The sequence below is a fragment of the Agrobacterium fabrum str. C58 genome, from assembly GCF_000092025.1.
In the GTDB taxonomy this organism is placed as follows: domain Bacteria; phylum Pseudomonadota; class Alphaproteobacteria; order Rhizobiales; family Rhizobiaceae; genus Agrobacterium; species Agrobacterium fabrum.
In genome coordinates this window covers 1241568-1253780 of record NC_003063.2, presented here as the reverse complement: position 1 = coordinate 1253780, position 12213 = coordinate 1241568, and the positions used below count along the sequence as shown (strand labels likewise).

Annotated in this window: 12 protein-coding genes; all 12 read right to left on the bottom strand. The window is 60.2% G+C overall.

The window, feature by feature from the left end; translation table 11 throughout:
• Window positions 1–83: 83 nt before the first annotated feature.
• A complete protein-coding gene (locus tag ATU_RS19325; RefSeq protein WP_006313895.1) occupies window positions 84–425 on the bottom strand; it encodes a flagellar basal body-associated FliL family protein in 342 nt (113 codons plus the stop codon).
• A gap of 76 nt (window positions 426–501) precedes the next feature.
• The gene (locus tag ATU_RS19320) at window positions 502–798 is read right to left on the bottom strand and encodes a hypothetical protein (RefSeq protein ID WP_051883802.1); all 297 of its coding nucleotides are present in this window, start codon (window positions 796–798) and stop codon (window positions 502–504) included.
• 146 nt (window positions 799–944) lie between these two features.
• Entirely contained in the window at window positions 945–1988 is a 1044-nt protein-coding gene (locus ATU_RS19315) for a helix-turn-helix domain-containing protein (RefSeq protein WP_006313891.1), read from the bottom strand.
• A 118-nt stretch (window positions 1989–2106) separates the two neighbouring features.
• Entirely contained in the window at window positions 2107–2892 is a 786-nt protein-coding gene (locus tag ATU_RS19310; protein ID WP_010973585.1) for a 3-hydroxybutyrate dehydrogenase, read from the bottom strand.
• Between the two features lie 4 nt (window positions 2893–2896).
• Window positions 2897–4852 carry an acetoacetate--CoA ligase gene (locus ATU_RS19305; protein ID WP_010973584.1) on the bottom strand — a complete coding sequence of 652 codons (1956 nt, stop codon included), beginning with the start codon at window positions 4850–4852 and terminating at the stop codon, window positions 2897–2899.
• Entirely contained in the window at window positions 4849–5733 is an 885-nt protein-coding gene (mmsB, locus tag ATU_RS19300) for a 3-hydroxyisobutyrate dehydrogenase (RefSeq protein ID WP_010973583.1), read from the bottom strand. Before mmsB ends, ATU_RS19305 begins: the two co-directional genes overlap by 4 nt.
• Window positions 5734–5746: 13 nt before the next feature.
• Entirely contained in the window at window positions 5747–7342 is a 1596-nt protein-coding gene (locus ATU_RS19295) for a GMC family oxidoreductase (RefSeq protein ID WP_010973582.1), read from the bottom strand.
• 74 nt (window positions 7343–7416) lie between these two features.
• Entirely contained in the window at window positions 7417–8424 is a 1008-nt protein-coding gene (locus tag ATU_RS19290) for a branched-chain amino acid ABC transporter permease (protein ID WP_006313874.1), read from the bottom strand.
• A gap of 1 nt (window position 8425) precedes the next feature.
• Window positions 8426–9313, bottom strand: coding sequence for a branched-chain amino acid ABC transporter permease (locus tag ATU_RS19285; protein WP_006313872.1), 888 nt, complete (start codon window positions 9311–9313; stop codon window positions 8426–8428).
• Between the two features lie 2 nt (window positions 9314–9315).
• Window positions 9316–10017, bottom strand: coding sequence for an ABC transporter ATP-binding protein (locus ATU_RS19280; RefSeq protein WP_006313865.1), 702 nt, complete (start codon window positions 10015–10017; stop codon window positions 9316–9318).
• Window position 10018: 1 nt separating this feature from the next.
• On the bottom strand, window positions 10019–10825 hold the full coding sequence (locus tag ATU_RS19275; RefSeq protein WP_010973581.1) for an ABC transporter ATP-binding protein: 807 nt from the start codon (window positions 10823–10825) through the stop codon (window positions 10019–10021).
• Between the two features lie 28 nt (window positions 10826–10853).
• The gene (locus tag ATU_RS19270) at window positions 10854–12062 is read right to left on the bottom strand and encodes an ABC transporter substrate-binding protein (protein ID WP_010973580.1); all 1209 of its coding nucleotides are present in this window, start codon (window positions 12060–12062) and stop codon (window positions 10854–10856) included.
• Between the last annotated feature and the right edge of the window lie 151 nt (window positions 12063–12213).

The window sequence follows — 12213 nt, the reverse complement described above, 5'->3', positions numbered from 1 at the left end:
CGATTCCTGTCACTTTGTGTGAAATGGAATCGGGCGCAATCTGGTTCCATACAAATTATCATCATGGGGATTTCACCCCGTAATCACGGATTACGCGGTGCCCCGGTCGAATCCTGCGGCGTCGGATTAGTCTCGGTCGATGCCGGCGGTGCCGCGCGGCCATTGGCCGGATTGTTGTCGAAGGTGCCCGAGCCTGACGGCTGCTGCGGCACCGGCGCGGTCTCGGTCTGCGGGTTCTGCGGCAGGTTCTCGTCCGGTTCGAAAACCGAATATTCAACGACAGCCCACACAACCAGCGCAAGCAACACGCTGACAATCAAGATGACGAGAACGGGACGCCCGCGGGATCCCTGTCGCGCACGCGTTGCCGTCTCGCTTTTTGGCGCATCCCGACTGTCGAGATAGCCGGTGTTTTCCCTGGCCATGTCTTTCACTCCCTGTAACCGTTTGGGACCTAATCCTCCGGGATAGGGTTTTGTTCCAGACGGCAGAAGAACGACCTTAACCGCACTCGACCGGCAGACGGGATCGGTTTGAACCGTCACAGTCCGCCACCTCCACCGCGCTGAAGCTTTGCCCGAGGCCGAGCCAGGATACCGGCTGCCGGGCTTCGTCCTCATCCGTTTCCCACGAACAGTCTGCGGGACTGCCGGAACCCGCCAACGGCAAGGGCGGCGTCACACTTCGAAAGTCCGAGCCGAAACGGGCAAAGGAAAGGTATTTTTTTACCCCGCGGCGCCATCCGCGCCACAGGATCAACAGGTCCAGAAAAACAGGAATTCTCAACATCATGATCATCAGGCAATATTTCTATGAAAAATAACCCGCAGATTTTGACATGTTGGACGCGCATTTGCACCCCTGTTGCAACGCAACCGGGACGAATGGTTAAATTGTGCCAGCGAACCGTCATAAAGTGCCAGCTAAAATTCGACTGATCGGTATCAGCGCCCCAGCTGCACGATCCAGCGCATCCACTCCGCACTGTCCGGCTTCAGAATCTCCGAGGTGACATCACGGTTTTCCGACGCGAAGTGGCGGATCTGGCGCGGGGAGAGGCCGAAGGTCTTTTTAAAGACGCGGCTGAAATTTTCCGGATTGGTGAAACCGTAAGCCGCCGCCACATCGGCAATCGTCATGTGTGATGATTGCGGTGCCCGCAGAAAATCCATGGCGCGTTCGAGACGGCGATGGGTGATACAGGCCGAAAAGCCGCCAAGCGGCTCGAACAGCCGATAGACCGTGCGGCGCGACACACCGAATTCGCCCATCACCTTTTCTACCGAAAGGGCAGGATCGAGCAGGTGATTGTCGATATAACGCCGGATGGAGGCCCGTAGCGCCCGCTGCACGCCCTGCGCATTGTCTTCCCGGACGTGGTTGTTGATGGCAGCGGTCGCGAGCTCCAGAAGCGGCGAGACCGTGGCCGCGCCGTCATTGGCATTCATGACATCGAAATGGCGATAGATGCTCGTCATCGTTTCCCGCAGGAGCGATACCAGCGGCAGACCGGCCGGCAGCACACGTTCGTGATGATTGCCGGAGCCGATAAGCCTGCCTTCCAGCAACCGGCGCGGCACCACCAGGCTCAGATGATCGTGATCGGTCGTCGCGGTGGCGAGCGGTTGCGCCATGTCGATGATATAGAGGTCTCCCGGGCCGGCTGTTTCACCCGTGCCTCGCCGCGACATGCTCTTGCCGCTGGCATAAAATTGCAGGAGAAAACCGTCCATGCCGTCACGGGCAAGCTTGTTGCGCGACCGGTCGAAATCCTGCGCGGAGGATTGCGTGCGGCCAAGTGCGACATTGCCGATGAACGCGGCATCGACACTGGCGAAGAAACCATCATCCTGCGAGCTACGCAGCCGGGCATCGAACAGCACGTTGATCGAATCCCGCCACAACCCCATCGCATCGCGCTTCGGCACATGGCGCGTATCGAAACGCGATCGCGCCAGCGGCGCTTCAAAAGACCCTGTGTTCATCATGCCGCTTTTCCGTGAACACGGCGCTGACCTCGCCGTCCACGAAAACTATACAGGATTGAAATCGCCTAACAATGCCGGAAGGTGGCGAGACGGTTCGCAAAGGGCAGACACATAAAAATTATTTCGCCGTCCAGCCGCCGTCGATGGAAATGGTCGTGCCGGTGATGGAGCGCGCCATATCGCCCGCAAGATAAAGCGCCATTTCCGCCACTTCCTCCGGCTGCACGAACCGTCTGGTCGGCTGTGGCGCAAGCATCACCTTCTTCACCACATCGTCCTCGCTCATGCCATGCACCCGCGCCTGATCGGCCACCTGGGCTGCAACCAGGGGGGTCCAGACATAACCCGGGCAGATGGCGTTGCAGGTGATGCCCTGCTCGGCCACTTCCAGCGCCACGCTTTTCGTCAGCCCAACCACGGCGTGTTTGGTTGCCACATAAGGTGCCTTGAAGGGCGAGGCGCGTAATCCATGCGCGGACGCGATATTGACGATGCGGCCCCAGCCCCTTTCCTTCATGCCCGGCAGGGCTGCGTGGATCGTATGGAAAGCGCTGTCGAGCGAGATCGCGACGATGCGCGAGAAATCGGCAAAATCGAACTCGTCGATCGGCGCGACCTTCTGGATGCCGGCATTGTTGACCAGCACATCGATATGGCCGAACTCGGCGATGACTTTTTCCGGAAGGTGCGCGCTCTCGTCGTAATGGGCGAGATTGGCGGAAAAATAGACCGGCCGGTGGCGCGCCACTGTCGCAACCGCTTCAAGGGCCTGCGCGCCCTCCGCCGCCGTCTCCACACCGTGGACGGCGACCAGAAACCCGGCTTCGGCAAAACGCTTGGCGATGGCGAGCCCGATGCCGCTGGTGGAACCCGTAACGAGCACGGTTTTTGGTTGATCCTCCATCGGTCTAGTCCTTCAGCTGCGGCAGGTTGCGGAAAAGTTCGAGCGATTCCGGATTTGCGAGTGCATCGGTATTCTTCACTGGCCGGCCATGAATGGTTTCGCGCACCGCGATTTCGGAAATCTTGCCTGAACGGGTACGGGGAATGGCGCTGACGGCGATGATCCTTGCCGGCACATGCCGCGGCGTCGCACCTAAACGGATGCGGCTGCGAATGGTCTTTTCCAGCTCCTCCGTCAGGACCGCGCCTTCCTTCATGCGTATGAAAAGGATCACCCGCTGGTCGCCGTCAATATCCTGCCCGACGGCAATGGCCTCCTCGACATCAGGCACGGTTTCCACCTGCCGATAGATTTCCGCCGTACCGATACGGACCCCGCCGGGATTAAGCGTCGTGTCCGAGCGGCCATGGATGACATATCCGCCGGAGGGGCGCAGTTCGGCAAAATCACCATGTGCCCAAATACCGGGAAAACGGTCGAAATAGGCGGCCTGATAACGTGAGCCGTCCTCATCGCCCCAGAATTTGACCGGCATGGACAGGTGAGCATTGCGGCAGACAAGTTCAGCGGCGACGCCGCGAACGGAACGGCCTTCATCATCGAGCGTATCGATATCCATGCCAAGCATCGCGCCCTGCAATTCACCGCGATGAACCGACTGCAGCGGATTGCCGCCAAGAAAACAGGCGCAGATGTCAGTACCGCCAGAAATGGAGGCGAGATGCAGATCCGCCCTCCAGTCGCGATAGATATAATCGAAGGATTGCGGGATGAGCGGCGAGCCGGTGGAAAGGATTGTCCGCAACGATGAGAGGTCATGGCTCTCGCGCGGCTGCAGGCCCGCTTTCAGGCAGGCGTCAATGAACTTCGCCGACGTGCCGAAAGTGGCAATACCCTCGGCATCGATAAGGTCAATCAGCCGCGCGGTATTTGGATAGCCCGGATTACCGTCATAGGTCACCAGTGTCGCGCCGAGTGCCAGACCGGAAACCTGCCAGTTCCACATCATCCAGCCGCAGGTGGTGAAATAGAAGAAGCGTTCGCCCTGCCTGATATCGCATTGCAGCTTCTGCTCCTTCATGTGCTGAAGAAGCAGCCCGCCGCCGGAATGGGTAATGCATTTCGGCTTGCCCGTCGTACCGGAAGAATAAAGGATCGCCAGCGGCGCCTTCACGGGCAGACGGTTGAAGGCAATCTCGCCCGCCGCATAGGGCGCGACGAAATCCGCAAGCGTCAAACAGCCAAGATCGGCGAGGCTTTCGGCAACGGAATCACCAATCAGCACGATCTTTTCAGGCCTCGCACTTTCCGCCACGGCGCGGATGGTCGGGCCGACATCAATGCGTTTGCCGGCATAACCATATTCCGGCACGGCGATCAGGATTTTCGGGTCGATCTGCGACAGACGGTCCGAAGCCCCTGCCGGGCCGAAATCCGGCGAGCAGGACGACCAGATGGCGCCGATGGCGCTCACGGCCAGATAGCTGACGATCGCCTCGATATCATGCGTGACGATGGCGCCGACACGGTCGCCCTCCTTCACGCCCGCATGGACCAGCGCCTGCACCATGCGCGACACTTCATCATAGAGCTTCCTGCGGCTTATCTCGCGTCGTGTGCCATCGTCGCGATAGGCGATGATGGCCAACCGTTCATCGGCATCGCGCAACAGGTTTTCCGCATAATTGAGCCGCGCGCCGGGATAAAACTCGGCGTCCCGGATCGTCGCGCCGGCTTTGAATGCCGCCTCGCCGCGCGTGCCGATGATCGCGAGTTCGTCCCACAGCGCATCGTAAAACTCATCCGGGGCGTCGATGGACCAGCGCAAGAGGCCGGCATAATCATCGGCAGCCAGACCGTGCAGCGGTGCGGTTTTCGCCGCGAAAGCAAAAAGCGCCGAGTGCTCCAGCCTTTCCCGCGGCGGCACCCACAGAATATCGGATGGCATGGCCTCCATCATGCTTCGCCTCCGCGCAGCATTTCGACAATGGCGGAAAAATCACGCCCGCCGCCACCCTCGCCGACGAAGCTCTCATAAAGCGCCGATGCCGCAGCCCCAAGCGGGGTGGAAACACCCGTGCCATTGGCCGCTGCCTGCGACAGCTTCAGATCCTTCAGCATCAAGGCCGCCGCAAAACCCGGCTGGTAGTCCTTATTGGCAGGCGATGTCGGCACCGGCCCCGGCACCGGGCAATAGGTGGTGAGCGACCAGCATTGCCCCGAGGAGGTGGAAGCAACATCGAACAGCGCCTGATGCGAAAGGCCGAGTTTTTCGCCGAGCACAAAGGCCTCGGAAACCGCGATCATGGAAATGCCGAGAATCATGTTGTTGCAGATCTTCGCCGCCTGGCCATTGCCGCCCTTGCCGCAATGGACGATCTTCTTGCCCATCGCCTCCAGCACCGGCCTTGCCGCCGAAAAAGCGTCCGGCTCGCCGCCGCACATGAAGGTCAGGGTGCCGGCCGCCGCCCCGCTGGTGCCGCCGGAAACGGGCGCATCGACCGAGGGGCAACCGGCGGAAGCGGCCAGTTCATGCGCCTTCAGCGCGCTTTCCATATCCACCGTCGAACAATCGATGAGCAGCGTTCCGGCGGATACCTTTCGAACCAGGTCGCCATAGACCGACACAACATGTTCGCCCTTCGGCAACATGGTGATGACCACGTCCGCCGCGTGCGTGGCCTCAGTCGCATCCGCCGCAACGGGAATTCCGGCCTCTCTCGCCGCCGTGCGGCAGGCTTCGGAAAGATCAAAACCCCTGACGGCGTACCCCGCCTTGACGAGATTGGCGGCCATCGGCAGGCCCATATGTCCCAGCCCGAGAAAAGCGACGGTCTTCATCGGTGCGTTCCTTTCAGCGATTATCCGCAAGGATCATGTCGGCGGCCTTTTCGGCAATCATGATCGTCGGGGAATTGGTGTTTCCGGAGGTGATGCGCGGCATCACCGAGGCGTCGGCAACGCGCAGCCCGGCGAGCCTTCGGAATTTCAGCCTGTTATCGACAACGCTCTCCACATCCGAGCCCATGCGCAACGTGCCGACGGGGTGGAAGATGGTGGTGCCGATATCGCCCGCCGCCTTGGCCAGATCATTGTCGTTTTCGAACGACGGGCCGGGCCGGTATTCCTGCGGGTTGAAGCGGGAAAACGCCGGCTGGGCGACGATGCGGCGCGTCAGCCGCATGGCGTCGATGGCCACCTGACGGTCGCCTTCGGTGGAAAGATAGTTCGGGCGGATTTCCGGCTGCATGGCGAAATCCGGTCCTTTAACATGCACTGAGCCGCGACTTTCCGGCCGCAGATTACAGACACTTGCGGTAATGGCCGGAAAAGTGTGAACCGGATCCCCGAACTTGTCGAGCGAAACCGGCTGGACATGATATTCCAGATCGGCGGTTTCCTTCTCCGGCGAGGAACGGGTGAAGACGCCAAGCTGGCTCGGCGCCATCGACATCGGCCCGGAGCGCGTCAGCGCATATTCCAACCCGATCCTCGCCTTGCCGAACAGGGTGGAGGCCCGTTCATTCAGCGTCAGAACGCCGGAAACCTTATAGACCATGCGCAATTGCAGATGGTCCTGCAGGTTTTCGCCCACCCCATGAACCTCCGCCACCGTGTCGATACCGGCGGCCTGCAACACATCGCCACGGCCGACACCGGAAAGCTCCAGAATATGCGGCGAACCGATCGCGCCGGCTGATAGCACCGTCTCGCGCCGTGCGCGCATCTTTTTCAGGACGCCGTCATGGTGGAACTCGACGGCTGTAACCCGGCACTCCTCGATGATCAACCGCTTGACATGCGCCTTGGTCAGAACCGTGAGGTTCTTGCGGCCAAGTGCGGGCTTGAGAAATGCCTTGGCGGTGTTCCAGCGCCAGCCAGAGCGCTGGTTCACATCGAAATACCCGGCACCTTCATTGTCGCCCCGATTGAAGTCATCGGTCGCGGGAATGCCGGCTTCGCCTGCCGCCTTCTGGAAGGCGTCCAGCACATCCCAGCGCACGCGGGCTTTTTCCACCCGCCACTCACCGCCGGCGGAATGCAGGTCGCTCTTGCCGCGGTAAAAATCTTCCGACTTCATGAAATAGGGCAGGATGTCGCTCCAGCCCCAGCCCTCGCAGCCAAGCTGGCGCCAGACATCGTAGTCCCGCGCCTGGCCGCGCATGTAGATCATGCCGTTGATGGAGGAGCAGCCGCCCAGAACCTTGCCGCGCGGATAGATCAGCGCGCGGCCATTGAGCCCCGGCTCTTCGGCCGTCTTGAAACACCAGTCGGTGCGCGGATTGTTGATACAATAGAGATAACCGACGGGAATATGGATCCAGTGGTAATTGTCATTGCCACCCGCCTCCAAGAGCAGGACACGGTTGTTCGGATCCTTTGAAAGGCGGTTGGCAAGGACACATCCGGCACTCCCCGCCCCGATGACAATATAGTCATATTCGCCCATGTCGTTCTCCATGCGCCACCCTTGCCGCGTCGTCCCGGACGCGGAGGAGGCTTTTCAAGTGTTTTCAAAAATATCTAGCCGCGGTGCTGGAAGCCGAGTTTTCTCCCAAGCCGCGACGCGTAAAATTCGCCGATCAGACCGCGCCGGAACACCAGGACGCAGGCCATGAATACAAGGCCGGTAATGATGGTGACCGGGAAATCCGATGTCGCAAGATAGTTCTGCAAGGTGACCACGAGGCCCGCGCCGAAAATCGGGCCAATCATGGTGCCGATACCGCCGAGCAACGTCATCAGAATGACTTCGCCGGACATCTGCCATGTCACATCCGTCAGCGTCGCGAACTGGAAGACCAGCGCCTTCAGGCCGCCTGCAAGACCGGCCAGCGCCGCCGACATGACGAAAGCACCGAGCTTGTAGCGCTGCACGCTGTAGCCGAGCGAAATGGCGCGCTGCTCGTTTTCACGGATGGATTTCAGGATCATGCCAAAGGGTGAATTGACGAAACGCCAGATGACCAAAAGTGCGAGCACGAAGGCGGCCAGCACCGTGTAATAGATGTTGAGCGGCGCATTAAGGTCGAGAAGGCCGAAGAGATGGCCGCGCGGCACGCCCTGCAAGCCGTCCTCGCCATGGGTAAACGGCGCCTGAAGGCAGAAGAAATAAAACATCTGCGACAGCGCCAGCGTGATCATGGCGAAATAGATGCCCTGGCGACGGATGGCGAAGAAGCCGATGACGAGGCCAAGAAGCGCCGCACCCGCCATGCCGATGATGAGACCTATCTCCGGCGTCACGCCCCATTCCTTCACCGAATAGGCGGTAAAATAGGCAGCACCGCCGAAAAATGCCGCATGGCCGAAGGACAGCAGCCCGGTGTAACCGATCAGCAGATTGAAGGCGCAGGCAAACAGGGCAAAGCACAGAAGCTTCATCAGAAAGATCGGATAGACGAACATCGGCGCGGCGATGAGGACGGCAAGCCCCGCCAGAATGAGCACGGTCTTGATGGTGCCGGCAGTCGTCGAAACTTCCGTCTGCGGCATCGCTCCGGCGGTGGGGCTATGGGTGGCTTTGGACATATCAGGCGTCCTTTCCGAAAAGTCCGGCGGGGCGGATGAGCAGCACAAAGGCCATGATGACGAAGATGACGATATTGGAGGCCTCAGGGTAAAACACCTTGGTCAGGCCTTCGGCGATACCCAGCATGTAACCGGTGACGATGGCACCCATGATCGACCCCATGCCGCCGACGACGACCACGGCGAAAACGACGATGATGAGGTTGGTGCCCATCAGCGGCGAGACCTGATAGATGGGTGCGGCCAGCACGCCGGTGAACCCGGCAAGGCCGGCACCCAGCGCATAAGTCAGCGTCAGCAGCACCGGCACGTTGATGCCGAAAGCCTGCACCAGCGTCGGATTTTCCGTCGCCGCCCGCAGATAGGAGCCGAGCCGCGTCTTTTCGATCAACGCCCAGGTGGCGATGCAGGCGACCAGCGAAATGACGACAACGAAGGCGCGATAATTCGGCAGGAACATGAAGCCGAGATTGGTGCCGCCGGCAAGCTCACGCGGCACCGAATAGGGCTGGCCCGCCGCACCATAAAGCCAGCGGAACGTGCCTTCCACCACCAGCGCCAGACCGAAGGTGAAAAGCAGCCCGTAAAGCGGATCGAGATCATAAAGCCGCGACAGCATGAAACGTTCGACGATCGCACCGAAAAGCGCGACGACGAGCGGCGTAACGATGAGCGCCATCCAGAAATTGATGCCGAAATATTGCAGGCCGAGGAAGGCGACAAAAGCCCCGAGCATATATTGCGCCCCATGGGCAAAATTGATGACGCGCAGCAGGCCGAAAATGACGGCAAGGCCGAGCGACAGCAGCGCATAAAACGAGCCGTTGATCAGGCCGATCAGCAATTGCCCGAGCAGGGCCTGAATTGGAATGCCGAAGATCATCGTCATCGTTAAACCCCCAGCACTTTATTGAGTTCGCCCATGCGGGCCGAAAGCTCGCCCACCGGGAAATTGCTGACCATCTGGCCATGATCCATCAGGTAGAAGCGATCAGCGATACGGCTGGCGAACCGGAAATTCTGCTCGACCAGAACCACGGTCATGCCGCGGCTCTTCAGCTTTTGCAGCACTTCGCCGATGCGTTGGACGATGACAGGCGCAAGCCCCTCGGTCGGTTCATCGAGCAGCAGCACCTTCACGCCGGTGCGCAGGATGCGCGCCATGGCGAGCATCTGCTGTTCACCGCCGGAAAGCTTGGTTCCGGGGCTGGTGCGGCGCTCATGGAGGTTGGGGAACAATTCATAGATTTCATCAAGCGTCATGCCGCCGGAGGCGACCACGGGCGGCAGCATCAGATTTTCCTCGACACTCAGCGTCGCGAAGATGCCGCGCTCTTCCGGCACGAAACCAATGCCGTATTTTGCCGTGCGATGCAGCGGCACCGGCATCATATCTTTGCCACCAAGCTTGATGACGCCCTTGCGGTTGCGGATGATGCCCATGATGGTGCGCAGCGTCGTGGTCTTGCCCACGCCATTGCGGCCGAGAATGGTGATTGTTTCACCCTCGCCGACCGTTAGATCGACGCCGTGCAGGGCCTGGCTTTCGCCATACCAGGATTTCAGGTTGGAGACTTCCAGCATTGCCGCCATATCAAGCCTCCTCCGTGCCCATATAGGCCGTGCGCACGCGCGGATCGGCGGAAACGGCGGCGTAATCGCCCTCCGCCAGAATTTCACCGCGCTGCAGCACCGTGACATGGTGACAGATATCGGCCACGACCTTCAGATTGTGTTCGACCATCAGCACCGCGCGGGTTTTGGCCACCTCGCGGATGAGTTCGGCGACATGGGAGACATCTTCCCCACCCATGCCAGCCATGGGCTCGTCCAGCAGCAGAACCTTTGGATCGAGCGCCAGCGTGGTGGCGATTTCGAGAACCCGCTTGCGACCGTAAGACAGATCGGCCGCAAGCGCATTTTTTTCCCGCGTGAGGCCGACCATGGAGATCAGCTCCTCGGCACGGGCGTTCAGCCTGTCGAGTGAGGAGAGCGGCAGCCAGAATTGCGTTGCAAGACTATTGGGCCGCTGCAACGCCACCCGCACGTTCTCGAGAACCGTCAGATGCGGAAACACTGCCGATATCTGAAAAGAGCGCACGAGGCCGAGACGCGCCACCTTGTCCGGCGGCGTCTTTGTTATGTCCGTTCCCATGAAGGTGATCGCCCCGCCCGTCGGCTGGAGAAACTTGGTCAATAGATTAAAGACCGTCGTCTTGCCGGCGCCGTTCGGACCGATCAGCGCATGCACGCGGGCATGATGGACGTCGAGATCGACGTTTTTCACGGCCGCGAATGCACCGAAGGTTTTGGTGAGACCACGCGCCGAAAGAACGACACGAGGTTCAGCCTGCCCGGCAGGGGGTTCGGCCTGCCCGGCGGGGGCGGTAGCGATCATCATGAAACTTTCCCCTTATTATGTCAGTCTTTTATTGTTTCACCAGCGGGCAACCGCTTTTTGTGGGGTCCATGAAGGCTTCCTTGCCGGGGATGGTGGCGAGCACCTTGTAATAATCCCAGGGCTGCTTGCTCTCATCCGGCTTCTTCACTTCCATGAGATACATGTCGTGGATCATGCGGCCGTTTGCGGCCACATGGCCGTCCTTGGCGAAGACGTCGTTAACAGGCATTTCCTTCATGGCCTTGGCGACGGCATCGGCATCGTCAGTGCCGGCCTTTTCGATGGCCTTCAGATAATGCAGCACGGCGGAATAGGTGCCGGTATGGATCATGTTGGGCATGGCGCCGGTGCGTTCCTTGAAGCGCTCACCGAATTTGCGCGATTCATCGTCGCGGTCCCAATAGAACCCTTCCGTCAGCGTCAGACCCTGCGCTGCCTCAAGACCGAGGCCATGCACTTCCGCAAGCGTGAAGAGGAGCGCTGCAAGCCGCTGGCCGCCGGCGACGATGCCGAATTCGGACGCCTGCTTGATGGCGTTGGAGGTATCGAGACCGGCATTGGCGAGGCCGATGACCTTCGCACCCGAGGACTGCGCCTGCAGCAGGAAGGAAGAATAATCCGTCGTCGCCAGAGGATGGCGCACCGAGCCAAGTACCTTACCGCCATTCGCCTTGACGAAATTGCTGGTGTTTTCTTCCAGCGAATAACCGAAAGCATAGTCAGCAGTCAGGAAGAACCAGCTGTCGCCGCCCTGCTTGACGAGCGCGCCGCCGGTGCCGACTGCCAGCGAATAGGTGTCATAGGCCCAATGGAAACCATAGGGGCTGCACTGCTTGCCGGTCAGCTCGGTGGTTGCCGCGCCGGTGTTGACGGTGATTTTCTTCTTGTCCTTGGAGAGCGCCTGCACGGCAAGACCTACCGACGACGAGGTCAGTTCCATGATCGAATCGACCTGCTCCGTGTCGTACCATTGCCGGGCAATGTTGGAGGCGACGTCCGCCTTGTTCTGGTGATCGGCTGTCACCACCTCAACCGGTGCGCCAAGCACCTTGCCGCCGAAATCCTCGACCGCCATCTTCGCGGCTTCATAAGAGTATTTGCCGCCGAAGTTGGCGTAGACGCCCGACTGGTCGTTCAGGATACCGATCTTGACCTTGCCGTCCGAAATCTCGGCGGCATAAGCGGCAGTGCCGGCGGCCAGTGCCATGGCCGTGGATAAAACGATACTCTTGCGCATGACTTCTCCTCCCAGAGATGATTGCGAGCCTCAGATTGTCTGTGCAGCGGTGAACCGAAACCGTTGCACCCGAATGGCTGCACCGCCCTCCTCAAAGCGATGCATCCTGAGCTTAGACTTCTCGAATTCGGCCGTTGACACAAGAGCCGGG

Coding starts and splice junctions, on each gene's coding strand:
- ATU_RS19275 (WP_010973581.1), bottom strand. CDS start 10,825: ATGATGATCGCTACCGCCCCCGCCGGGCAGGCCGAACCCCCTGCCGGG.
- ATU_RS19290 (WP_006313874.1), bottom strand. CDS start 8,424: ATGTCCAAAGCCACCCATAGCCCCACCGCCGGAGCGATGCCGCAGACG.
- ATU_RS19305 (WP_010973584.1), bottom strand. CDS start 4,852: ATGATGGAGGCCATGCCATCCGATATTCTGTGGGTGCCGCCGCGGGAA.
- ATU_RS19310 (WP_010973585.1), bottom strand. CDS start 2,892: ATGGAGGATCAACCAAAAACCGTGCTCGTTACGGGTTCCACCAGCGGC.
- ATU_RS19325 (WP_006313895.1), bottom strand. CDS start 425: ATGGCCAGGGAAAACACCGGCTATCTCGACAGTCGGGATGCGCCAAAA.
- ATU_RS19280 (WP_006313865.1), bottom strand. CDS start 10,017: ATGGCGGCAATGCTGGAAGTCTCCAACCTGAAATCCTGGTATGGCGAA.
- ATU_RS19320 (WP_051883802.1), bottom strand. CDS start 798: ATGATCATGATGTTGAGAATTCCTGTTTTTCTGGACCTGTTGATCCTG.
- ATU_RS19270 (WP_010973580.1), bottom strand. CDS start 12,062: ATGCGCAAGAGTATCGTTTTATCCACGGCCATGGCACTGGCCGCCGGC.
- ATU_RS19285 (WP_006313872.1), bottom strand. CDS start 9,313: ATGACGATGATCTTCGGCATTCCAATTCAGGCCCTGCTCGGGCAATTG.
- ATU_RS19295 (WP_010973582.1), bottom strand. CDS start 7,342: ATGGGCGAATATGACTATATTGTCATCGGGGCGGGGAGTGCCGGATGT.
- mmsB (WP_010973583.1), bottom strand. CDS start 5,733: ATGAAGACCGTCGCTTTTCTCGGGCTGGGACATATGGGCCTGCCGATG.
- ATU_RS19315 (WP_006313891.1), bottom strand. CDS start 1,988: ATGATGAACACAGGGTCTTTTGAAGCGCCGCTGGCGCGATCGCGTTTC.